General features: G+C 39.5%; 19 protein-coding genes and 2 pseudogenes. 8 read left to right on the top strand and 13 right to left on the bottom strand.

The features are described from left to right. Nucleotides 1-158 precede the first annotated feature (158 nt). On the top strand, nt 159-935 hold the full coding sequence (locus C427_RS17640) for a PEP-CTERM sorting domain-containing protein (RefSeq protein ID WP_015431135.1): 777 nt from the start codon (nt 159-161) through the stop codon (nt 933-935). Nucleotides 936-1,246: 311 nt separating this feature from the next. Here C427_RS17640 and C427_RS17635 read toward each other — a convergent pair whose 3' ends face one another. The 6 genes and pseudogenes from C427_RS17635 to C427_RS17610 form a co-directional block, all read right to left on the bottom strand. Beyond that, nucleotides 1,247-2,332 (bottom strand): hypothetical protein, encoded by a 1,086-nt coding sequence (locus C427_RS17635; protein WP_007641077.1) that lies wholly within the window; start codon nt 2,330-2,332, stop codon nt 1,247-1,249. A gap of 10 nt (nt 2,333-2,342) precedes the next feature. Beyond that, nucleotides 2,343-3,206 (bottom strand): ThiF family adenylyltransferase, encoded by an 864-nt coding sequence (locus C427_RS17630; protein ID WP_007641079.1) that lies wholly within the window; start codon nt 3,204-3,206, stop codon nt 2,343-2,345. A 62-nt stretch (nt 3,207-3,268) separates the two neighbouring features. Further along, a complete protein-coding gene (locus tag C427_RS17625; RefSeq protein WP_007641080.1) occupies nt 3,269-4,072 on the bottom strand; it encodes a PEP-CTERM/exosortase system-associated acyltransferase in 804 nt (267 codons plus the stop codon). Beyond that, nucleotides 4,069-4,936, bottom strand: a pseudogene (locus C427_RS17620) (patatin-like phospholipase family protein). The gene C427_RS17625 and the pseudogene C427_RS17620 overlap by 4 nt, the downstream one beginning before the upstream one ends. An 80-nt stretch (nt 4,937-5,016) precedes the next feature. Continuing rightward, the gene (locus C427_RS17615) at nt 5,017-5,616 is read right to left on the bottom strand and encodes a YdcF family protein (RefSeq protein ID WP_226991238.1); all 600 of its coding nucleotides are present in this window, start codon (nt 5,614-5,616) and stop codon (nt 5,017-5,019) included. 230 nt (nt 5,617-5,846) lie between these two features. Then, nucleotides 5,847-6,863 carry an NAD-dependent epimerase gene (locus C427_RS17610; RefSeq protein ID WP_007641084.1) on the bottom strand — a complete coding sequence of 339 codons (1,017 nt, stop codon included), beginning with the start codon at nt 6,861-6,863 and terminating at the stop codon, nt 5,847-5,849. A 107-nt stretch (nt 6,864-6,970) separates the two neighbouring features. Here C427_RS17610 and C427_RS17605 point away from each other — a divergent pair, with 107 nt between their 5' ends. The 5 genes from C427_RS17605 to C427_RS17585 all read left to right on the top strand — a co-directional run bounded on the left by C427_RS17605 (nt 6,971) and on the right by C427_RS17585 (nt 10,554). Beyond that, entirely contained in the window at nt 6,971-7,750 is a 780-nt protein-coding gene (locus C427_RS17605) for a S1 family peptidase (RefSeq protein WP_007641085.1), read from the top strand. Nucleotides 7,751-7,882: 132 nt separating this feature from the next. Next, nucleotides 7,883-8,557: a hypothetical protein gene (locus tag C427_RS17600; protein WP_007641087.1), complete on the top strand. Its 675-nt coding sequence runs from the start codon at nt 7,883-7,885 to the stop codon at nt 8,555-8,557. Then, nucleotides 8,499-8,813: a hypothetical protein gene (locus tag C427_RS17595; RefSeq protein WP_236613798.1), complete on the top strand. Its 315-nt coding sequence runs from the start codon at nt 8,499-8,501 to the stop codon at nt 8,811-8,813. The genes C427_RS17600 and C427_RS17595 overlap by 59 nt, the downstream gene beginning before the upstream one ends. Next, nucleotides 8,810-9,664: an HprK-related kinase A gene (locus tag C427_RS17590; protein WP_007641090.1), complete on the top strand. Its 855-nt coding sequence runs from the start codon at nt 8,810-8,812 to the stop codon at nt 9,662-9,664. Before C427_RS17595 ends, C427_RS17590 begins: the two co-directional genes overlap by 4 nt. Then, nucleotides 9,664-10,554 (top strand): nucleotidyltransferase domain-containing protein, encoded by an 891-nt coding sequence (locus tag C427_RS17585; protein WP_015431132.1) that lies wholly within the window; start codon nt 9,664-9,666, stop codon nt 10,552-10,554. The genes C427_RS17590 and C427_RS17585 overlap by 1 nt, the downstream gene beginning before the upstream one ends. A gap of 279 nt (nt 10,555-10,833) precedes the next feature. Here C427_RS17585 and C427_RS17580 read toward each other — a convergent pair whose 3' ends face one another. The 3 genes from C427_RS17580 to C427_RS17570 all read right to left on the bottom strand — a co-directional run bounded on the left by C427_RS17580 (nt 10,834) and on the right by C427_RS17570 (nt 15,921). After that, nucleotides 10,834-13,023, bottom strand: a complete 2,190-nt coding sequence (locus tag C427_RS17580) for a malate synthase G (protein ID WP_015431130.1) — start codon at nt 13,021-13,023, stop codon at nt 10,834-10,836. Between the two features lie 102 nt (nt 13,024-13,125). Continuing rightward, nucleotides 13,126-14,070 carry a LysR family transcriptional regulator gene (locus C427_RS17575; protein WP_007641092.1) on the bottom strand — a complete coding sequence of 315 codons (945 nt, stop codon included), beginning with the start codon at nt 14,068-14,070 and terminating at the stop codon, nt 13,126-13,128. A 252-nt stretch (nt 14,071-14,322) separates the two neighbouring features. Next, nucleotides 14,323-15,921: an isocitrate lyase gene (locus C427_RS17570; RefSeq protein WP_007641093.1), complete on the bottom strand. Its 1,599-nt coding sequence runs from the start codon at nt 15,919-15,921 to the stop codon at nt 14,323-14,325. 261 nt (nt 15,922-16,182) lie between these two features. Between C427_RS17570 and C427_RS17565 the strand changes: the two are divergent. Next, nucleotides 16,183-17,135, top strand: a pseudogene (locus C427_RS17565) (chemotaxis protein CheV). 151 nt (nt 17,136-17,286) lie between these two features. Continuing rightward, a complete protein-coding gene (locus C427_RS17560; protein WP_007641095.1) occupies nt 17,287-18,600 on the top strand; it encodes an alkaline phosphatase in 1,314 nt (437 codons plus the stop codon). Between the two features lie 57 nt (nt 18,601-18,657). Here C427_RS17560 and C427_RS17555 read toward each other — a convergent pair whose 3' ends face one another. From C427_RS17555 to C427_RS17540, 4 genes are read right to left on the bottom strand one after another with little or no spacing between them, the layout of a single operon-like run. Next, complete coding sequence (locus tag C427_RS17555) at nt 18,658-19,797, bottom strand: lipocalin-like domain-containing protein (RefSeq protein WP_007641096.1); 1,140 nt, start codon at nt 19,795-19,797, stop codon at nt 18,658-18,660. Further along, on the bottom strand, nt 19,782-22,289 hold the full coding sequence (locus C427_RS17550; protein ID WP_007641099.1) for an ABC transporter permease: 2,508 nt from the start codon (nt 22,287-22,289) through the stop codon (nt 19,782-19,784). The genes C427_RS17555 and C427_RS17550 overlap by 16 nt, the downstream gene beginning before the upstream one ends. A gap of 2 nt (nt 22,290-22,291) precedes the next feature. After that, nucleotides 22,292-22,993, bottom strand: coding sequence for an ABC transporter ATP-binding protein (locus C427_RS17545; RefSeq protein ID WP_007641100.1), 702 nt, complete (start codon nt 22,991-22,993; stop codon nt 22,292-22,294). Nucleotides 22,994-23,053: 60 nt separating this feature from the next. Then, a complete protein-coding gene (locus C427_RS17540) occupies nt 23,054-23,752 on the bottom strand; it encodes a VC0807 family protein (RefSeq protein WP_007641110.1) in 699 nt (232 codons plus the stop codon). Between the last annotated feature and the right edge of the window lie 29 nt (nt 23,753-23,781).

Raw genomic sequence — 23,781 nt, 5'->3', positions numbered from 1 at the left:
TAAGTATATGAAAATAAGTAAGATTTTTTTTTGGTATTATATTTGCTTATGATTTTAGGTGGAGGAATGATGTGGTTTACAGCAGCTAAGATCGGCGTTTCCTTGATATTAAAAAAGTAAATTTTATAAATATATTTTAAAACACTAGGAGTGAATATATGTTGAATTTTAAAAAAGTTTTTGTGACATCCGTTGCTTGCTTAGCCTTCACATTGCCAGCAGAAGCAGGTTTCGTGTTAGATACTTTTACTTACACCCCACCAATAGAGCTAAAGGTTGTTGCTGGGACAGGTGATACAGACGTCGATACGGGTAATTACGACTTAGTTGGTCTTGCACCATCAGTAATTAGTGTAACTGCAGATTACGCATTGACCGACGTTTCTGATTGTGCATCGCCCAATTTTTGCGTTCCTAACAATGATACTGATGCAAGCTCTTTTAATATTAATAATGGTCTGTTAAGTTTTAGTGAAGCAGGTGCAGTTGCTAATGCAGAATTAAATATTAATTGGAGTGGTACGTTTGATGCTGCTTTTGGTCCCTTCGCTGCGGGTGACCCCGCAATATTGGACTTCACATTGGGCGGTGATCCAAGCGCATCGCTTTACTTTGATGTTCTTGCGCTGACAGGTGGTGTTGGTGCTTTCTCAATTGATTTGATATTTACGGATATATCTTTGGCTACAAGCATTGGTCAAGTTTTGGTTGGCGTTTCGGATGCGGGTACTACAGTATTGTACGCCCTAAGTAATTTAGTAGGTACTGCTGACTTGAGTAAGGTCCTAAGTGTTAACGCTGATATTGCTAGTGCAAATGGCGACACAAGCTTTCTTCTTGGTGAGGTAGGTGTGGTGCCAGAGCCATCTTCACTTGCTTTATTAGGCCTTGGTCTACTGAGTCTTGGTTTAAGAGCGCGTAAAAAATCAGTATGATTTACTAAGCTAGAATCATTAAATGACTAAACCCGCTACGGCGGGTTTTTTGTTATCTGCTTTTTAATGTGCTTCGCGTTAATCACAATGAATAATTAGTTTAAAATTATCTATTAAAGAACTTAATGCTGGTTTACTGGTATTACCCTGCTTGTCGTAACCTACTTCAATGCGTCAAACTTGGGTGTCGTTTATAAATGCCCGAGCCGATGATTGCTTAGTACTATTGTGATGAAAATCGATCTGCATCTAACGTTAATGTTAAGCAAAGTCGATACCCTGCTTTGCACCATTAACATATGAAGTGTAGCCTATTCGTCAAAGCTGAGTGTTTTTGAAACTGTTAGTCTATTGGTTTTGGATTTTTCGTTCATAATATTTGTTGGTTTTCCAACTCTTAAAATCCATTGAACTTCTGCTTGTACAATTCCCAGTGTTTCTCTTTGAATTTTTGATTCGGCAATTAAAAATGTGTGCTTCATTGCGGTAGAGTTAATTAAATTATTCTCTGATTTAACTGATACATTTAACATTTCGGCACTTAAAGTAGATGGTTGAAAAGCGTATCCTTTTTGCGTTAGTTGCAACATACATTCAGCCATCTCCATACCGGCAATAGTCTTTTGTTCGGTGTTCAGGTTGTCGTTATAGGTGAATATTAATGCGCTTTTGGCTGAGTTCCATAGCTTACGTTGACCTATTTTCATCATCAAAGAGGCTCCAATAGCTTTAAATAAGTCATAAAAACTGTGGTGCAACTGAATGAGTTTGATTGGGAACACTTCTGGTGCACTAAGCCCTAGATTACGCCATGGTAGGCCGGTTACTGGATTTTTGATAAAAGATACGCTGTTCATTATATCAAGACCTAAACGCTTAGATAGCCATACAGCACAGTCACAACTTGCAAAAAAGTCTAACGTTTTGTTTGAGGCATCTTGTAAAAGCTTGCATTGGCTATAGGTCAGATTTTGATTTATTTGATTAATATCTATGTCATCAAAAGAGCCTGACTGATAAATGCCTCTATTGGTTATTCTATTCAATAAGGAACTGTATAGGTCGCTATGGTCTTTTTGATTTTTATATTTGGTTAGCTTAACTTTACAGACCGACGTTTGATTTTTAAAAACTGAAAAGCCATTAAAGTTGAAAGAAAGTTCTATATCAAAAGAATGATGCTGTAACGATATCTTTAAGTACTCTAACAACATACCTAGGCTAATAGTTATCGTACTGTCATCATAAACAAGTGCATGTCTTGCTTGGTCTGCTAAATAATCAATATGAAAAGTTTGAGTGGTAATATTAAAGCGATATCTGAAAGGTTGGCAGTTATCGCCGCTCATATAAAACCGGGCATTATCAATTACTTTTGTTGCTAATACTTTATCCATTACTTCTCCGCTAGTCGGCTAACACGATTTTTTTTGCGATCTGAAATTTGAGTCTTTGCATCAATCCTCTGTTACCGAAAGGGCACCAGGTTTTTACCATTTTGTTTTTGTAAGCATCAAAATGTAATCCATAAGGTGCAGCAATGACCTTGCCTCTATTTAATAATATTTTTAGTACGTAAGTGCCTGCCATTCCGGCGCAGAATTCTACGGACATAGGTGTAGAAGGGCCTTTTCTGGCTTTGAAGTCAGCTTTGCTTTCATCTACTAAATAAGAGCGTTGTAACATGCTGGGAGATAATCCAATTAAAAACTGGATGTATTGTTCATTTTCGGTTTTGGCATCTTCAAATCGAAAATATTCCTCGAAATTCATCTGGCCGGGTTGGAAACAGACAAACGCAACGCCCATACCCAGAGGTGCAGCAATAACTACTGGGATGCTTTTTTCATAACATTTGCTTAAAACTGTTTTCCTTGCTTCTAAGGCAAAAAAGTCAAGGCTATCAACATAGATATCTACACCATCAAGAAATGCGTCTATGTTGTATTCAAATACGCCTTCAGGAAAGGTTGTGATGTTGCTTTCGGGGTTGATGTCTTTTGCCATTTTTTCCATTACGGCACATTTGGCTTGACCGACGGTAGACATAAACGCACCCGCTTGGCGGTTGAAATTGTGTACTTCAAATTCATCAAAGTCGGAGATGTTAAAGTTAGTAATGCCAAGTCTTGTTAACGTTAGAAGGTGGATCCCGCCCACACCTCCACAGCCCGCTATTGCGACTTTCTTATGTCTTAATGTTTGTTGTTCTGAATTGGTTACCCAGCCAATATTTCTAGAGAACGCGTTTTCATAATTAAAGTTTGACACTTTCCTGTACCTCTAAACTAAAGCTGGGTTATCGTAAAAATCATGAGCTGGTTTTCATTTATTTATGAATGGTTAAGGGACTTTCTAATGTCTTTTAACATCACTTGAAAACCAGGGGTTAAGTTTTCTAACAATAAAGAAGGGTTAATGTAATAAGGTGCTCTTTTGCCATGGTATTCAACGGCAGGACCTATTTGTTCAAATTGAATGCCTATGAAGCTCATGCTTCTTGCTAATCTAGGCTCCATCATTACAAAAGTATGCTTGATTTCATTTTCTATGACAATAGAGGCTGCTGAGAGGTATAAACCTACAGCTATAAAGGGGAAGCAACGTAACTCATTTTCTGAATAAATTTGTTGATTAATGACACCTGTGGCAGCACCCTTAAATTTATCGGTTTGTCTTTTTCTAAAGTCACTGGGAACGGCTAATCTCGAAATTTCACATACCTCATGTGGTACAAAATCTCGAGGGTTTATTTTGTCTTTGGCAATTGAATCCGAACAGTATTTTTGTAGTGGAATGGTATGCCCATTTTTTTCGGGTCTGACCACTCTTACTGTTCCAGAATAACGAGCGGTCGGGATATGTTGAATTAGACAGTGAGTCGAGTATTTATCAAAATCATCATTTTCTAAGCCATTCTTCCCTGTATCTAAAAAATGTAGCTCATCACAGTACACTTCATTTCTTATTCTATATGATTCGTTTGAAAGTTCCGGGGTATTGGCAACTAGTGGATGTAAGTATGTGGAAAAATGTCGCGCTACTGTTTTAACTTCACGATTGATCGCAAAGTCCATAACCTTTTTGATCAGTGGTCCGATTATAGGTTTGTTTGCATATTGTTTTAAATTTTTCACGCTTTATGATCCGTAAACTTTACTTTATTTTCCGTTATGGCCGTTTCGACACTGTTCAGTCTTTTCGGGATGAATTCTAGTGCCGTTTTATAACCTATTGCGTACAACGTTTCTTTATCATGAATGGACATATTAAAGTCAACAGGTGAAAGCTTGCCGGTATTAACAATTATAGTGTTTTTCCAATACTGATCGTGTACGTATTCTCGGGACATAGCGGTCATAAATGTTCTAATTAACATCATCACATATTGCACTAGCGGTAACCTAACTTTTTTTAAATGGTTTGTCTGTGACTTGGTCACTTTTTAATCTGAAACATATAACTGGGGTTCTGTTACCTGCCCTGTCATTAAAAATAGCATCTTCTGAAAGAATTGCGCCATCGACTAAAATATGATCTTTGTATGTTTTAAAACTAAAAAATATTGGGATGGACATTGAAAATCGCACTGCTTTGGATATTTTCAAATCAGGGGAGTTTTGTTTATTAAAAACGGTAGGGCCACCACAATTTACATCGGTAGCTAAAATATGTAAATCATTGGATATATCTTTAAAAGATTTACCTTTTAACTTTTCACCCATCCAACGTTCGAATGCGTCTCCAGTGCTGAGACCCCCTTGCAGCAAAAGCGTGATTAAACTGAATCCTCTAAACTGTCTGAAATTTGTCTCTATTGCTAGTTTTTTTATGTCGTCAATAGGCAGTCCAGCGCAATACAATGCTGCAATTATCAAGCCTCCTGAGACACCAACAATATGTTGGAATTTAATGTTGAGCGTGTTTATTGCATCCAAAATTCCTAAGTGGGCAGACAATTTGGTTCCTCCCCCAGAGAATATTGGCACTATTTCACTCACAGAACATTTCTCCTTAGATAATCATTGCCAACCTAAAGTGCTGTATTTAAGTTATTATAAATTTCATTGTTAATAGTAACCTATCGGATATATTTTTGATAAATCAAGCCTAAATATTCATGTATTGCTCTTTCACTCCTATACAGACTAGCTGCATTTGGCAAACCAACAACTGGCTCGACGTTTTTCCTACTGAAATGTTCCACTGGGATAGGTAGCACGGGTATATTATTTTCTTCGAAGTAAGAAACAGCTCTTGGTAAGTGGCTTGCTGAGGTTACAAGGGATATGTACCTGCCCTTGAGTATGCTTGCTAAAGCTTTGACTTCGGTTTCTGTGTTTACCCCTTTGGGTATAATAAATATGTCAGTATTTTTTACACCCATTTTCACAAAAAAATCTTTGTTGTGACTGGCTTGCGAATATTTGTCGGTGCTGCCCAATATATTACCTGCTAAATATATTGGCATGGGATGTTCCCTATACATCAACGCTGCATGTAAATTTCGTTGAAGTGAACAATTGGGCCAGCGGGATACAAAGGGTAAACCATCATCTTCGAAATAGTTACAGGCTAGTACCACAATCGCTTCTGTTTTTCGCCATTCTTGCAAATCTAGAGGTACAACAGGGTATTTATCCTCAAGGTGTTTAATGAGTAAAACACTTGGGTATGTCATGGAGCAGATCAACAGCCACAGCAGTGGCAGGATCGACAAATACCTAAAAAGTGTTGGTTTGATTTTTGTATAGCTCAATATTTGGAAAATTGCAAAAAGCGTCAGTGAATGCACCAAAGGCGAACTAAAGGTAGAAGCAATCGACGCCAACATCAGTATTGGTACCTATAATAAAGTTAAAAAATGTGTAATTAAAAATGTAGGTGTAACTAACACCGCTTTTCTACTCTCTATTGAGAGTAAAATGCGTGATACCAGCTCACAAACTGCTGAATGCCTGTGGTCAAATCAGTTTTTGGGCTGTACCCAGTATCGTTAGCTAATGCTGATACATCTGCGTAAGTATCTGGCACGTCACCAGGTTGCATCGGTAGCATCTCTTTTATCGCTTTTTTGCCCAGTGCCGCTTCTAATGTTTCAATAAACTTAAGCAGGTTAACTGGGTTATGGGCTCCAATATTATAAATTTTCCATGGTGCCTTACTGGTACTTGGATCCGGGTTTTTGCCATCCCAATTTTCATTGCCTTCGGCCACATTGTCTAACGAGAGAATAACGCCGCTGACAATATCATCGATATACGTAAAATCTCGATGATGGTTTCCGTAATTGAACACTTCTATTGGCGTGCCATTTAAAATAGATTGAGTAAACTTAAATAATGCCATGTCGGGACGTCCCCAAGGGCCATAGACTGTGAAAAACCTTAAACCAGTAGTAGGAAGTTGATATAGATGACTGTAAGTATGTGCCATTAACTCATTGGCTTTTTTACTCGCAGCGTAAAGAGAAACTGGATGATCAACATTATCTGTGACAGCAAAAGGTGTCGATTCGTTTGAGCCGTAAACTGAGCTTGATGAAGCGTAAACTAGGTGTTTGATTTTATTATGTCGGCAGCCTTCGAGTATGTTCATAAAACCAATTAAATTACTGTCAACATACGCATGAGGATTTTCGATTGAGTAACGCACACCAGCTTGTGCAGCTAGATGAACTACTTTGTCAAAAGCCGATGATAAAAATAATGATCCAACTTCAGTTCTATGGGCTAAATCCATTTTTAAAAATGTAAAGTTTTCTGACAGTGCATGCTCAGCAAGGGCGTTTAAACGTCCCTGTTTAAGTTTTACATCGTAATAATCATTGATATTGTCGATGCCAATAACCGTATCCCCGCGCGCTAACAACTCCTTAGCTATGTGAAAACCGATGAATCCTGCTACGCCAGTTACTAATATCTTCATAAATAAAACCTTTTGAGATCAATACTTTTTACTAAAATATGATTGGAAGAGAGCTTCAATATTTGTGATTATACTTAAATACATAATAGGAACAGTATTTAAAATATATGTTTATACGTAAATTTTTATTTTTAACCGGACTGATAGGGGTAAGCTTGTTGTTTGTTCCTCATGTTTTCGGCCATTCAATCACACAAGTGGTTGCTAAGGTAAAGCCTTCGGTAGTGGGGGTTGGTCTGTATGATGCGATGGGAACACAAACTCATCAGCTTCGAGGAACAGGTTTTGTATTTGGTGATGGTTCTTTGATCGCCACCAATTATCATGTTGTTTCTAAAGGGCTTGACCCTCAAAAAGTCCAATACCATATCGTATTTTCAGGCACAGGACGAAAGCCAAAAATTCACAAAGCCGAGATCATTGCTAAAGATCGAGATCATGATTTAGTGATTTTAAAAATTGATAGCAAACTACCCTCTGTCACATTGGCTGGTCAGGCATATGCTGAGGATGCCACTGAAGTGTTATTAACCGGCTTCCCAATCGGCGCGGTTTTAGGTCTATACCCTGCAACACACCGAGGTATTATCGCCGCTACTACGCCTGATGTTATTCCTAGTGCGCATTCAAGCCAGTTATCAATAAACATGCTTAAGAGGCTTGAGGGCAAGTTTATGATTTACCAGCTAGATATAACCGCTTACCCAGGGAATAGTGGTAGTCCGTTGTATAACTCTGAAAATGGTGAGGTATTAGGTATTTTAAATAAAGTGTTTGTAAAAGAGTCCAAAGAAACGGTATTAGAAAAACCTTCAGGCATTAGTTATGCGATTCCAGTTAAATACTTGATACAACTTGCTAAGCGTAAGGGCCTAAAGGTAAACTAATAAAACATAAGAATTAGTGTCACTATTTTTTACATAAGTTGACATGCGCGTTTTATTTTTTGTTGTATATCAATCGCTTGTGATTTGGCGTGTTTTTTGCACTCGTTAATATTAAGTTTTAGGAAAATGACAATGAATGAACTGTGGAGTGAAAATATGCCTAAGGTTGAAAAAACACAAAAAAGTGCTAGGCGTAAATTTTTAATTCAATCATCTGCTGGTGTCGCGATAACAACATTACCTGCCCAATCTGTTTGGGGTGCTTGCAATACATCTGGATTGTCTGGTGGTTCACGCAGTGCAGGCACGGTTTGTATTATACCGTACGTAAGAGGTGGACGTTCTCCCGGAAGCTGGAAAAAATTTGTTAAGAACGGTCTTAGTAACAATAAACGCAATAAAGTTCGGGATTTGTTTGGCTTGAATGGCTACACGACCGAGCAAGAGAGTGCCGCCTTTTGCAATGTGCGGACCTATATTAAGAACCTACCTACTTTGACTCTTGTTGACCCTCGAGGAATTGTTTCTGACGTTGATTTCAATGTCGAAGATTATTTAAATGCTAACGGAGAACCATCAAACTTTGCTGCTTATTATTTGAATGCATTGTTTGGCTTTTATGGCGAATTAGCTCCATTGGCAGACGCTAACGAATTAATCCAACATGTATGGAGTGTGATGATAATTAAGGAAGATGCAGATTCAACGGGCCCTAAAACAACGACAGACCTTAAAGCCGCTTGGGAAAATGGAGGAGAAAATTCAACCACTCCATATTTTTTGCCAGCTGGAAGCGGTTGCTCTTAAGAATTTGACGAAGTTTAGTATTGCTCCTAATATGGTCTGTCATATTTTACCTGATTTAAGTGGATTAGTTTTTTTTTCGACCGAAGACTTTTCCACTTCTTGCATTCAATTTGATTTGTCGCCTTTTGAAAAACTTCGCTTACATGATGGGAAAATTGATTTAGATTGGTTTTATTTGATTTGTAGAACTGATGAAGCACTTGGTGAGTTAAAACGTCAGTTGCTTGAGCACAATTTTTTAACTGAGCGTTTGTGAACTCGATACTAGACCTAGGCATTTATCGTTTTAACATTGAACATTGCCCTAAATTTATCCAACCTAGTTTACGACTATTGTATGATGATAGTTTTGATTTACATCCAGACAAACCCATTGATTTTCATCTTACTGTTAAAAACACTTCTTTTTTGCGCCGTTTTATTAAACCCCAAGTCAGTATTTACATTGATCAACAGCGGCCTTTTCATCCTCTTAAAAAAAATTTGTTATTGCCGTCTTTAGAGTGGGGACTTAATTGGTGTATTGCATCTTTTGATTTTAATCATTTATTGATTCACTCTTCAGTCATTGTAAAAAACGGCAAAGCTATTATTTGTCCTGCGCAGCCAGGCTCAGGTAAAAGTACATTAGCCACTTATTTTGGACTTAATGATTGGCAAGTATATTCCGATGAAATGGCGATAATTGGTTTAAATAGTAATCGAGTGAGGCCGATGCATCGGCCGGCGTCCCTTAAAAACAAATCTATTGACGTCATAAAAACATTGGTCCCCGAAGCTACTATGTCACCTATTGTTTATGGCACTCACAAAGGCGACATAGCACATGTAAAATTGATGACGCGTGCCGAGTACAATGAGCTTAGCGATGTTGAAGTTGTCGCTGTAGTTTTTCCAAAGTATCAAGTGGGTAGTCAACTTAACATTAAAAAAGTATCCCAAACAGATGGTTTCTCGCGTTTAGTACATCACGCGTTTAATTATAATGTTGTGGGAGAAGATGGCTTTAATACTATAAAATCGGTTGTTGATAGTAGTCAGTTTTTTGGGATTGGTTATTCTTCGTATGATGGCCTAAGCGCTTTTTTTGATGAACTGGTAAGGTAATGACGAGTCTATTTACGGCACAAAATTTTTTCGCCTTGGTTGCTCGTAAAGAGTCAGTTGAAGGGCTTAGTCTGAAACAGTGGGAGCAGTTACTCAGAATTTTGCGTGGTGCGGATATGCTGGGCTCGTTCTATTATTTTTTGCAACGACATGAGCAATTGAATCTCGTTCCTGAATTTGCTCTTGGTCATTTATTATCGGCTAAACGCTATGCTGATCGACAGGTTCAACAAGTTAATGCTGAGGTGAGTATATTATCAGATTGTCTGGCTGTTATTGACTGTAAACCAGCGTTTTTAAAAGGTGCTGCGTACGTGCTTAAGAATTCCAGTAATCACTTTGGTCGTGTAATGAGTGACATTGATATATTAGTCCCAAAAGTTGACTTGCTAAAAGTTGAGAATGCATTAAAACAAGACGGCTGGCTTGAAAAAAAATTAGATGATTATGACGAACAGTATTACCGAAAATGGGTGCATGAACTTCCGCCATTTAGCCATCCCGAACGTGGCGTCACTTTAGATGTACACCATACTATTATCCCACCCATTACTGGTATTGTTATTCCTCAGCATTACCTTTTTGGGAATAAAATTGAAACTGAATTTGGTCATCTGACGCTGAGTGCAGAAATGATTATTATGCACTGTATTATTCATTTATTTTACAACGAAGATTACGAAAAGAGTTTTCGGGATATTGTTGATATCCATATGTTATTGCTGGATTATGAAAACGAGCATCAGATAACGGCTATTAACCAAGTTGCTAATAATCTAAACTTTTCCAAAGAGTGGTATTACGCTTTGTATTTGTGTGATCATTTGTTTAATGTTCACCGAGTAGATACTCTATCAAAAGAAAAAATTTTTATTCTGTTACATTTTTAAACACCATGTTTATCAAAGCTATTATTCTACCTGCTCTCATACCAAGTCATGATTTATTTGACAATCGAAGGAATAAATTTGCGCGTTTTATGATGTTTTTACGTGGTCATTTTTTAAAAATGCCTCTAAAGATTTTAATTCCCCACTTTTTTGTTAAGTCACTCAGAGCTTTGGTCATGTTGATAATGGGGCCTCACCATTACGAGAAATAGTATTTAAGGGTAATGTAGAGGCAACCAGTATTCATTCTTTCCCAACTTAGCTAAGTAGAATGCTTAATTAAAGCGCTTTCAAACTTCTTTTCATCGCTCTCCTTTTGGCATGCAACAAAGGCTCAGTATAACCACAAGGTTGGTCTTGCCCTTTAAATATTAAATCATGAGCTGCCTGAAAAGCGATGGACTCACCGGTATCAGGTGTCATAGCTATATATTCTGCATCATTTACATTTTGAGCATCAACTAATTTTGCCATAATTTGCATTGATGTCTCAACTTGCTCTGTTGTTATAACTTTATGCATCAACCAGTTAGCAATGTGTTGGCTAGATATTCTCAAGGTGGCTCTGTCTTCCATTAAACCTACGTTGTTGATGTCAGGTACTTTGGAGCAACCAATACCTTGATTAACCCATCTGACCACATAACCTAAAATGCCTTGCACATTGTTATCAAGCTCACGCTGTATCTGCTCAAGTGATAATTTTTCGTCTTTAAGCAGCGGTATATCTAGCATTTGCTCCAGTAACCCATCGTCTTTGCCCGTCATGTTCATTCTGATGTCGAACACATTTTCTTGATGATAATGCAGAGCATGTAACGTTGCAGCCGTAGGTGAGGGCACCCAAGCGGTGTTTGCTCCTGAGCGCACATGTGCAATTTTTGCCTGCATCATTTCGGCCATATTATCTGGGATGGGCCACATACCTTTACCAATCTGTGCTTTTCCGGACAATCCTGAGTTCATGCCAGTCACCACATTAGATTGTTCGTAAGCGTTTAACCAAGGTCTGACTTTTATGGTGGCTTTGGTGGCAAACGCGCCTAGGTGCATAGATGTGTGTATTTCATCACCAGTGCGATCTAGGAAGCCAGTGTTGATAAATACCACTCTGTCTTTTGCTGCTTGTATACAGGCTTTTAAATTCAGGCTGGTGCGTCTCTCTTCATCCATTAGGCCAATTTTGATGCTATGTTTGGGCAAACTGAGTACCGATTCCATTTTAGAAAATAACAAATCAGCATAAGCGACTTCTTCCGGCCCATGCATTTTGGGTTTGACGATATAAACGCTACCTGCTTGGCTATTTTTGAACACGCCATTACCCAGTAAGTCATGTTTTGATATTAAGCTGGTGATTAGAGCGTCCATGATCCCTTCGTAAATAGGTTTATCATCAAACAGGATGGCGTCAGTTGTCATCAAGTGTCCGACATTACGAATAAACATCAAGCTTCTGCCAGATAGGCTAAATGTTGCTCCTGATGTTGACACATATTGTCTATCTGGATTTAAACTACGTGTTATTTGTTTGCTGCCGCTGGTTATTGTAGCGGTTAAATCGCCCTTAATGAGGCCTAACCAGTTTTTGTACACTAAGGTTTTATCTGCTGCGTCTACCGCCGCAACTGAGTCTTCGCAGTCCATAATGGTGGTTAATGCAGATTCTAGAAATACATCTTTGATGTTAGCTGTATCTTGTTGGCCGATAACGCTATGTTGATCAAATCGAATTTCGGCATGTATATTATTGTGTTTAATTAAAATACAGGTGGGTTGTTGAATCGAGCCTTGAAAGCCAGCGAACTGCTCAGGTGTGTTTAAACCTTCTACGGTATCATCAGTCAATGTGACGAGTAGTTTACCGTTATCAATAGCGTATTTTTTACTTTGTACATGGCTGCCTACTTTTAGAGGTGCAATAACATCTAGCCATTTTCTGGCATAGTCGATGACTTGTTGCCCTCTAGCTGCATCGTAACCTTTCGTTTTACTGCCAACTGTTTGCTCAATAATATCCGACCCGTAAACCGCGTCGTAAAGACTACCCCATCTAGCATTTGCTGCATTCAAAGCGAATCTAGCATTATTGATGGGAACAACTAGCTGAGGGCCTGCCATGGTGGCAATTTCAGCATCGACGTTGCTAGTGTTAATTTGAAAATCTTCGGGGGTAGGTTGTAAATAGCCAATCTCGGTAAGAAAGGCTTTGTACTCTGGAACATTGATCGATTGTCTTTGCATACAATATTCATCTATTTGCAACTGCAGATTAGCTCTTTTTTGCAACAGACTTTGATTAATAGATAAAAGTTCGGGTAGAACATCTGCAAAATTTGCCCAAAGCTCGTCAGCTAACACCTCTGTGCCGGGTAAAACATGTTGCTTGATAAACTGGTCTAGCTGTTTGGCAACCTTTAATCGGCCCTTTTGAATGTATTCAAGTTGTGCGGTTTGGGTAAGTTGCATATTTTACTCTTAGGTAATTCACATTAAGCTCAGTCTACCTTGTTAGCATTATACGCATTAATTTATGTGGTTTATTCTTCCCATTCATACAGAAAATCAAGCTTATGTATTGGTTAGTTCTGCCCCCACCTCTCCAATCAGTCTTCTTAGCCATATGTGACCAGCGTCGTGTTGTAGCAAAGCACTCCATGCCATTTTTAATGCTATAGGCGGTATATCAAATGGGGGGGCGAGTATCTCTACTTCAGGGTCATCTTTATACATATTGGCAGCCCTACTGGGTAAGGTTGCAATTAAATTTTGTGCTTTAGCGAGTTGTAGCGCAACGTGATAATGACGAGTAAAGACACGTATATCCCGTTGTTTACCAATTTTTGTCAACTCAGCATCGACCCAGCCTAACTTTTGTACCTCTTTGGGATCGATACCAACGCCCACCCCAAAGCCGGTTTTACTGACCCATATATGTTTATTGTCTAAATATTGCTCCAGTGTAAAGTTTTGTACTATTGAATTGTGGCTATTTATCACACAAGAGAATGTGTCATACCACACCACCTTTTGATGGAACGAAAGCGGTAATTCTTCAAACCGGTTGATTGCCATATCAACTCTACCTTGTTCTACATCATAGAATGTCACATCGCTGGGGGTAATCAGATCCAAGGTAACATTCGGAGCTTGTTTAATTAGCCTACCAATAACTTCCATTAATAAAGTTGATTCTGCGTAATCGCTGGCCATAATCCTAAAAGTACGTTCACTTTTAAGAGGGCTAAAATCAGTTTCTGGTTGAATTGTTGTTTCAAGTTTAGACAGTACTTCTCGGATAATAGGCTTTAATTCTAAGGCGCGTTTGGTAGGAGTCATACCATCACTGGTGCGCACCAGAAGTGGGTCTTTGAATAAGTCTCTCAGTCTTCTCAAGCCATTGCTCATTGCAGGCTGAGTAATACTTAATTGGTTTGCCGCTTTAGTCACACTGCCTTCTCTTAGCAATACATCTAAGTAAACCAATAAGTTTAAATCTACCTTAGCAATATTCATGGTTATTATCTCGTTGTGAAAACTGATGTAATAGTAGAATGTTATCAGTATTCAATATCTTTACCAGATATTAAATTTTTGTTAAATAACAGTTGTTTATAGTCAATGTGAAAGGGTCTGTGAATTGAAGGGAGCTAGTTGGCCGTTGTTGGCATTGATTTGTTGAATGATGACGATAGCACACAGTAGACACTGCAAGCTATCGTAGGTATTTATAACGTTATTCAATTATAACGTTATTCGAGTAGAACCTTATTCGGCGTCGAACTGGTTCATAGTATTATCTTCACCTGATGCTTTAAGCGCTTGTTCACCAGAAAAGTATTCTTTATGGTCATCACCCATATTAGAGCCAGCCATCGCTTGGTGTTTAACACATGCAAGACCTTGTCTAATTTCTCTACGCTGCACACCTTTAACATATGCCAACATACCTTGGTCACCAAAGTAACCTTTGGCTAGATCATCAGTAGACAACGCTGCTGTATGATAAGTAGGTAAAGTAATTAAGTGATGGAAAATACCTGCTTCTCTGGCAGCATCTGCTTGGAAAGTTCGGATTTTTTCATCCGCTTCAAGGGCCAAATCAGTGTCGTCAAATTTAACCGACATCAATTCGTCTCTTTTGTATTGGCTTAAGTCTTTACCGGCTTCTGACCAGATATCAAAGATTTGCTGGCGGAAGTTCAAGGTCCAGTTGAAAGAGGGTGAATTGTTATAAACCAACTTCGCGTTAGGAATTTCGGTTCTAATAGCTCGCACCATATCGCCAATTTGACCAACGTGTGGTTTTTCTGTTTCAATCCACAATAAGTCTGCACCATTTTGCAATGAAGTGATGCAATCTAGTACTACACGGTCAAAACCAGTGTTTTCTTTAAATTTGTATAATCCATTCGGTAAACGTACCGGTTTTACTAGTTTGCCATCTTGTTTAAGAACAGAATCGCCATCTACTAAATCATCTATAGAGGTCACTTCACTCGCATCCAAGAATGCATTGTACTGAGCGGCCAAATCACCTGCTTTCTGTGATACAGGTATTTTTTGAGTTAATCCAGCACCTAAAGAGTCGGTACGGGCAACTATCACACCGTCATCTACGCCTAACTCTAAAAATGCGTAACGTACTGCGTTGATTTTGGCTAGGAAGTCTTCGTGTGGAACGGTAACTTTACCATCCTGATGACCACATTGTTTAGCGTCAGATACTTGGTTTTCTATCTGTATACAACAAGCTCCGGCTTCGATAAGTTTTTTAGCAAGCAAATACGTTGCTTCTTCATTACCAAATCCTGCATCAATATCAGCAATAATTGGTACAACATGAGTTTCATAATTATCAATAGCGTTTTGTATTGCAGCAGTATCGCCACCGTTTTGTTTAGCGTCATCTAGCTGTCTAAATAAATCACCTAGTTCACGGGCATCGGCTTGGCGTAAGAATGTATATAGTTCTTCTATTAATGATGCTACTGAGGTCTTTTCGTGCATTGACTGGTCGGGAAGGGGACCGAACTCTGAACGTAATGCCGCAACCATCCATCCAGATAGGTATAAATAGCTTTTATCAGTGGTACCTTGATGTTTTTTTACGGACAACATTTTCTGTTGTCCAATAAATCCGTGCCAGCAACCTAGTGATTGAGTGTACTGGCTTGAGTCAGCATCATATTCCTGCATATCTTTACGCATGATAGCTGCGGTATATTTTGCAATATCCAACCCAGTTTTAAAGCGATTTTGAGCTTTCATACGAGCAGCATAATCTGGGTTAATTGCGTTCCAAGCTCCTGCTTTGGTTGATCTTAGTTCTGCAATCTGTTTAACATCATTCTGATATTGTGACATTTGAATATTCCTATAACAGTAAGGTAAAAAATAAAACAACCGATAACGTGATGTGGGTTGCTGTTGTTAATCATCCTATATAGTTAAGTTGTATATTTATAATCTATATAAAATATCTTCATCATAGTTTGTGTGAATGTCAGTGTTAGATAACAAATACGTTTATTAGGTAATTGTATTTTTAAGTGTCTACTGTTGGTAGATTTCATTAGTGTAGATTTACTTGTTTGTTATCGTAAATAAATCAACCTGAGAGCGTGTATGTCAAAGTTAATGTCTTCAATTGATCAACGCACCAAACTTGTCGGTGAAAACAGACTCGAGTTGCTAATGTTTAAATTGGGCTCACGGCACACATTTGCATTAAATGTATTCAAGATCAGAGAAGTCATTTCGGTGCCTTTAATGAACCAAATGCCCAGATCTCATGCAAACCTCAAAGGTGTGACAAATTATAGAGGGACATCTATTCCAGTCATTGACCTTCGTGCAGCGATTAAAATCACAGCCAATGAAGAAGAGTACGAAGCCGTCAATGTGATCATCACTGAGTATAACCGAAGTGTTCAAGCTTTTTAATTGGGCATGTTTTGCGCATTATTAATACCTCGTGGAGCGATATTCAACCGCCACCGTCTACAGCAGGTAAAAATAATTATTTAACGGCTCTCACACAGGTTGATATTGATGGAAAAAATGAACTGGTTGAAATTATTGACGTAGAAAAAGTGTTATCCGAAATTGTCAAGTACGACACTACCATCTCTGAAGACGTGCTGGACCAAAAGGTTGCGTCTCATCTCAAAGGTAAAAAAATACTGATAGTCGATGACTCCTCCACAGCAAGATGGCAAATAAGAGAAACGTTGATCCAGTTGGGCCTTGTCATTATCGAACAAAAAGATGGCTTAAAAGCACTCAACCTTTTAAAAAGTTGGGCTGATGAAGGTAAAACTGTCACCGACGAAATTTTAATGATGTTCACCGACGCAGAGATGCCCTCAATGGACGGCTATCGACTTACGGCTGAAGTGAGACAAGACCCGCGCATGAATGATCTTTTTATCGCTTTAAACACGTCATTAAGTGGTAGCTTTAATGATGCCATGGTAGAAAAAGTTGGCTGCAATCGCTTTATTTCTAAGTTCCAACCAGACTTGTTAGTCGATGTTGTACAACAGAGAATGCGTGAAATACTAGACGCTAAAATTTGATATACCTCAAAAATATTCTTGTGCATCACTTTTTTGTTCACATAAATAATTTATACTTAAATTAACCCCTTATTATTGCCAAGCGTATAATTCATGGTTATTTTTTTGTGTTTTATTCACTTATTATTTATTTTTCATCATCGGAGACCAGATGAAGCCTATTTCTATTCTTTTATTCGCCGTCTTATGCCAATCCGCATTAGCGACTCACTCACCTGAAAATATTAAGTCACCTAAGAATATTATTATGATTGTAGGTGATGGTATGGGCCCATCGTATACCACGGCATATCGCATGTTTGCAGACAATCCAAGTACGCCCGAAGTTGAAGAAACCGTGTTTGATAGATTATTAGTCGGTATGGCTAGCACACATCCTGATATGGACACGGGTTATGTAACTGATTCAGCAGCAAGTGCCACAGCCTTATCAAGCGGTGTTAAAACCTATAACGGTGCGATTGGCGTAGATGCCAATAAGAAGCCTGTGCAAACAGTATTAGAGCTGGCCAAGGAGCAAGGGCGTAAAACGGGTGTTGCTGTGACTTCACAGATTAATCACGCTACACCTGCAAGTTTTGGTGCACATAATGAGAGTCGCCAAAATTATGATCAAATAGCCGACAGTTATTTCGATGAAAAAACCAATGGTCAGTTTATTTTAGATGTAATGTTAGGTGGCGGATGGAAATATTTTATTCGTGAGGACCGCAATTTAGTCGAACAATTTAAGGCTGCTGGTTACCAATATGTCGATAAATTAACTCAATTAAACGATGTGAAAGCGGGGACGCCTTTACTGGGTTTATTTGCAGATGTAGGCATGCCTTGGGCACTAGACAGTACTGATCAAATGCGACTTCCAACATTAGCAAAAGCCGCAATCCGTCAGTTAGAGAATGACCAAGGATACTTCTTACTTATCGAAGCAAGCCAAGTCGATTGGGCAGGGCACGGTAATGATATTGGCTCTGCAATGGCTGAAATGCACGATCTTGCGGTAACCCTGGAATGGCTAGAGCAATACCTTGTAAACAACCCTGACACCCTTTTGGTCGCCACTGCTGATCACAGCACTGGCGGCCTAAGTATCGGTGCTAATGGCAATTACAGTTGGAGTCCTAGTTGGTTGAAAAACCTAAAGGCTTCACCCGTTGAGATTGGCACACAATTAATGACGGCTAAAGACCGAGGTGCATTGGCAACTGATTTATTGGGATTTGAGCTGACTCCAGAAGAAATATCCAGTTTAAGTGTGATTGAATCTGATAAACCTAGGCCTTTCCACAACGCGATTTCTAAGATTTTAGATAATCGCTCAAATACCGGATGGACAACCACTGGACATACAGGTGTTGACGTACAAATATTTGCTAAAGGATTAGGCAGTGAGTACTTTCGAGGTCATTTGGATAACACGCGTATTGCACAAACTATATTTGAATTGTTAAGAAATAAAAAATAGTCCTTCGCTATTCTTTGTTAAATCCTTTTGCAGCTGGCACTTATCTATAAGTGTCAGCTAATATCCCGTTAACTCAATAAACCCGACTCCTGAGTGGGAGCCTGAAATCACCGTTCCTCCTTCGTAATATGAGAATATTCCTGGGTTCCATTGATTTATTTGCATGGGTGCAATCTGGATGTCGATTTGATGCTGGACCAATTTAATTGACCAGTGCAAGGGCAGCAAACGTCCTGCCACTTTATCACGCTGGATCACCTCACCTTGAATATCTGATTCAGACAAATGTATCGTTTCACCATTTTTTGTTATCAATGTGCCTGACCAGAAGTCCTGATATTGCTGGTGACGCATATTAAACAACATCAATTTAGCACCATCGTCTAAGTGAATCGAAAACCAGTCCCAGCCTTGTGCCAGAGGGCTTAGATATTGAGTTGTCCATTCATGATCATACCAAGCATTGCCTGTTACCTTCACTATTCCGATTGGCAGTTCAAGTTCACCCGAGACTTGAATGTGTGGCTGGCTATAATAATATGAGGCTTGTTCTGAGTTTCGCAGCTTACGACTAAAACCTTGCTCTCCATGTTTTACAAAAGGTTTGTCAGCAGTGAAGTTTAAGTTGACCTTAATCTGTTTATCAATCGTAAATTCAAGTGTTGACGGGAACATCTCGGTTGATTGAGCAAGCCACTGCCAATCATCAATAAATACATTGAATGGGGTCGTGGATATACCTGCATTACCCACTCCTCCACGGGCAAAGCGTTCTTCGAACCAAGCCTGTTTACCGTCTCTTAAACCCACATGCCCCATGTATTGCTGAGCATTCGCCCAAGGCGTACTTTGAGTGTCACTGGCAAAGCGAAACAATGTCCATTGCAGTGCATAGGGATTGCCTAATGCGTCAGTAAGATTTGCGGTGATATACCACCATTCCACCGCAAACTCGGGGTGACTGTCATGATCTAATGGAAATGTAATATTGTAGCCCGGGACAACGTTGGCAAAAGCTTCGCTAGATATGTTTACTGCATCACTATTTGCAGGTGTTTGCTGAGAGAGTGAATTGCGACTCAGACCAGAAAACATCGCATCTGTTGCTTGCTCTTTATTGTCAGATTTTTTAGAGCATGCTGTCACTACCGATACTAATAAAAAAAGCACTAGATATTTGGCTATAGACTCAAACACTTTATATCCTCAACTAATTTGCGACGACTCAATTTGTAAAGGGGAAGTGCGACCACTATCACAATCAAGACTATACTCATTACCCCAGCAGAGAAGAGTTTAGAAGGTGTGATAAGTATCGGGTAACTCCAACTAAACGCTTGCACGTTAATCAGGTTAATCAACAGCCATGTTAAGCCAATGCCAAATGGTAAGGCGACTAAACAAGCCAATAAACTGAGTAGGGTATATTGCATAAGTGATAAGCCAGTAATCTGATAATTACTGACTCCCATGCTCCTCATTAATGCCCTTTGAGGCCGATTGTCTATATCAATCATCAGCACCGATGTGGCCAAAGACAGGGCTGCAACTAATAAAGTGACAATGTTCAAGCCATCGGTGATCACAAATGTGCGCTCAAACGTTTGCATCGACAACGCTAATAATTCACGGGTTTGTATTGATCTGACTTGATTTGATATGGAAGCAGATGCCAGTTTCTCAGCAAAAAAGTTTTGTTGTTGCTTTGATGTAAAGTGCAAAGCAAACAACGTAGTGTTGGCATTATATTTTGTGAAATAGTCTATATCCAGCATGGCCTGAGCACTTTGATTACCATAATCGTAGTAAATACCCACTATCTGTTTAGTGTCCGGTGGGCCTGACTCAACTTGAAAATTTAAGGCTGCTCCCAGGGTTAAGCCATGACGTAACGCCAATTGCTGATTGACTAGCACGCCTTTACCTGCAGCAAATATTTGCCAAGCATCCGATTTTTGTTCAGCGAATAACATCGCTTGTTGATATACGTTGTTGCTTGGGTATGACCTGAGCTCAATGTTAGTTCGACTTTGGGCGTTACTTTTTGGTTGATTAAGCAAACTTGCATCAAGGCCTTTGCGTTCGATTACATCCACATCTATGTCTTGGGTAGTTAACCATTGTGTAAACACCTTGGGTGATTGAGTCGAAATATATTGATCGGCCACTAAGCGCTGACTTAACCATTGGTGTGTGGCTTGGCGAAAGCTATCCACCATTAAATTCATACCAATATTACTGGTGAGTGCAATGAAAAAAGCACAGCAGGCAATTTTACTCTTTTGGGATAAACGTACCCCATCTGCAGCTAACCAGCGAAATAATACCCAGCGCTCTGGCAGACTATGGAACAGCATCTTTAGGCTCTTGGGTACGGTGTAAATAAGTAAACTGCAACCGGAAAAAATACTCACTGCAATAGCGCTGAAACTCATCATTATATTGTTAGAGTAATAACCCAACCCCACAGCAATGCAGCCTAATATTATGCTGGCGAATAACCAGGGTAAATGACGGGTGTTAACATTGACGCTTAAGTTACGTAAAGCCAGTTTAGTATTCAACTGCCACATAGGTAAAATGGCTGCTGCAAATGCGCCCAAGATACAGGCCGCAAAACACTGTGTCATTAATGTCACATAGGCTACTTGTGTGTAACCTATTCGCACATCAAATAGGCTTTGTAATGTTAGCGATACCATAGGTGAGGCTAATTGCGCTAAAAATATGCCAATGAAAGCGCCAAGTGGAGCGCATAGTAAGCTGATTAATACTAATTCGGCCCCTTGCGCCCAATATATTTGTTTTCTGGATACGCCCAACTGTCGGGCGATACGTAAATTTGTCCAGCGTTTCATTATCAACAAATGTAAGGCGTTCATAACGACAAACATGCACACCACAAACATCAAACATGCCATCGCTAAAAGGTTAAGGTGAAAACTGCCTGTGAGCTGCTGCGCTTGTTCGCCAGTATTAATGTTTTCAATACGCAGGTGCTCAGGTAATACCGCTATTAGCGCGTCAGTGACACTATCGTTTTTCTCACCTACTACCAACAGTTCACTTATCTTTTGGGTATCTAAGACACGCTGTAATTGTCCGATGTCCATAACGACTTCTCGTCCTAAACCATCAATACCAGTCACGGCTAATTTGGGTAATAACTGTTTGTTTTCAAGGGACAACGTTTGGCCGCTAATGAAGTTTAATTCAGTCGCAAAGTCTGGATGGATCACGCTTGTAAAAGGAGGTCGCCATAATTGATCAAGCTGTTGTGTCGAAGTTGTAGCATTCTTTGGTGCAACCTCTAATGTATTTCTAGCGGAATAACTGATAATCGAAAATGCATCGATGCCCAACAACGATATTCGTTGAGGTTGGCCTGTTATGGGGTGAATAATAATTTTCGAGCTTCGTAATACTGGAATAAGTTGGGTAAAGCCTAAACGACGCAGTGAGGTGAAATCTTGTTTATTTAAAACATGACCACTTCGAGCGATTATGCGCTGTTCGACTTGCTGTAAAAATGGCTGGCTAGCAGCTGCATAACTATTTTTGGCGGCGCTATTGATCACCAACACTGCACTGAGCCCGGCACAAGCGGTGATCAAAGCAATAAACACCAGTGCCATGCGTAAAATATTGTATCGGTAACTAGCCCAAATAAGTTTTAATAAAGGTGCCATTATCAGCTTGATACGCTGTTTGGCGTCGGATATGGGCTCTGATCTGCTACAGGATGGAGTTGTCCCTGCCGTAACAACAAGCGGGTATCTGCAAAAGCCGCTACTTTCGGACTGTGCGTTACAACAACTAACGTTAGGCCTAGTTTTTTACATAATCCAAACAATAACTCACTTACAGCTTGGCTATTTTTATCGTCTAAGTTTCCAGTGGGTTCATCGGCCAACACTAAGCTGGGTTGATGAGATAAGGCGCGGGCAATCGCGACTCTTTGTTGTTCACCGCCCGATAAGTTAACCGGTAATTTGTCTTTGTGTGAGCTTAATCCCAGTTGTTCTAATAAATCTTTATGGTAACTGCCGATGGGTAAACCATTTAGTCTGGCTGGGAAGGTAATGTTGTCCCAAACCGATAAACAATCAATTAAATTGAATTGTTGGAAAACGATGCCTAGGTGTTTTTTTCGAAACTGATCAGCTTGAGATTCACTCATGATATTGAGTGCCAACCCCGCCACTTTGACCTGTCCCTTATCGGAATAATCTAAAGCAGCGAGAATATTCAGTAAGGTCGACTTACCTGAGCCTGAATCCCCACTGATGGCTACAGATTGGTTCGCCTCTAGATGAAACTCGAGGTTGTCTAAGATATTTTTATTGGAATGACCATCAATAATTTGTTTGACTAAGCCACTAACGTCGATCATCTATGCCTTATGGTATCGTTGTGCGAGATATTACCAATACGCTAAAACAGAGTATTAGTTCTAAACATCTGCCAAAAAGTTTTCTAGATCTTCACCTGTTAGTTTTTTAATCTGTGAAAAGATGTACCACAACGCGGCCATCAACATCAGCATACTGGGGATCACAATCACTGGGTAACTCAAGGCTGTCATTCTACCTAGCTCTTCGGTGTACTCTGAGCTTCCAGGAGGGCTGACTAATATAACTTTAGCCAAAATGTAATTTAGCGCCGCAGACAAGAAAAAAGAGCCAGCAACAATATAAGAGCTAATTGCCATCTTCTTCTCAAACAGATTACTGTTGCCAGAATTTGCCAGTGACTGATTCAGGTTTTGCCAGTTAATGATTTGTTCGCTTAGCACAAACACCTTCAACAATGGCTTGCTGGTGCGCTGAGTGAACAGCACCGCGAGACCAATTATAGCGGGGATGGTAGCTTCTTTAATCGCAATATATTCAGCTGGGAGCTCTAATAAACTAATACCACCAGTCAAAAATACACTGACGATACCCAGTACTGAAAACGGGTTTATTTTGGCTGTCTGTTTGAGATCCCAAATGCCAAAACCGATAGGGAATATTAACGCAGCTACAATACTCCAAGCAGGCCCCAAATATTCGTCGCTGCTGAGATTGGTTAAAATCAACACCGGGATAACAATATTAAAAGCTAGATTACCGAGTAGACCTGTTTTTTTTTGTGGTTGAGAGTCAGACATTGATTACCTGTTGTTATACATATTATTGC

The sequence above is a fragment of the Paraglaciecola psychrophila 170 genome (genome assembly GCF_000347635.1).
GTDB lineage: Bacteria > Pseudomonadota > Gammaproteobacteria > Enterobacterales > Alteromonadaceae > Paraglaciecola > Paraglaciecola psychrophila.
This window is presented reverse-complemented; position numbering and strand designations above follow the sequence as displayed.

Coding starts and splice junctions, on each gene's coding strand:
- C427_RS17640 (WP_015431135.1), top strand. CDS start 159: ATGTTGAATTTTAAAAAAGTTTTTGTGACATCCGTTGCTTGCTTAGCC.
- C427_RS17635 (WP_007641077.1), bottom strand. CDS start 2,332: ATGGATAAAGTATTAGCAACAAAAGTAATTGATAATGCCCGGTTTTAT.
- C427_RS17615 (WP_226991238.1), bottom strand. CDS start 5,616: ATGACATACCCAAGTGTTTTACTCATTAAACACCTTGAGGATAAATAC.
- C427_RS17610 (WP_007641084.1), bottom strand. CDS start 6,863: ATGAAGATATTAGTAACTGGCGTAGCAGGATTCATCGGTTTTCACATA.
- C427_RS17605 (WP_007641085.1), top strand. CDS start 6,971: ATGTTTATACGTAAATTTTTATTTTTAACCGGACTGATAGGGGTAAGC.
- C427_RS17600 (WP_007641087.1), top strand. CDS start 7,883: ATGAATGAACTGTGGAGTGAAAATATGCCTAAGGTTGAAAAAACACAA.
- C427_RS17595 (WP_236613798.1), top strand. CDS start 8,499: ATGGAGGAGAAAATTCAACCACTCCATATTTTTTGCCAGCTGGAAGCG.
- C427_RS17585 (WP_015431132.1), top strand. CDS start 9,664: ATGACGAGTCTATTTACGGCACAAAATTTTTTCGCCTTGGTTGCTCGT.
- C427_RS17580 (WP_015431130.1), bottom strand. CDS start 13,023: ATGCAACTTACCCAAACCGCACAACTTGAATACATTCAAAAGGGCCGA.
- C427_RS17575 (WP_007641092.1), bottom strand. CDS start 14,070: ATGAATATTGCTAAGGTAGATTTAAACTTATTGGTTTACTTAGATGTA.
- C427_RS17570 (WP_007641093.1), bottom strand. CDS start 15,921: ATGTCACAATATCAGAATGATGTTAAACAGATTGCAGAACTAAGATCA.
- C427_RS17560 (WP_007641095.1), top strand. CDS start 17,287: ATGAAGCCTATTTCTATTCTTTTATTCGCCGTCTTATGCCAATCCGCA.
- C427_RS17550 (WP_007641099.1), bottom strand. CDS start 22,289: ATGGCACCTTTATTAAAACTTATTTGGGCTAGTTACCGATACAATATT.
- C427_RS17545 (WP_007641100.1), bottom strand. CDS start 22,993: ATGATCGACGTTAGTGGCTTAGTCAAACAAATTATTGATGGTCATTCC.
- C427_RS17540 (WP_007641110.1), bottom strand. CDS start 23,752: ATGTCTGACTCTCAACCACAAAAAAAAACAGGTCTACTCGGTAATCTA.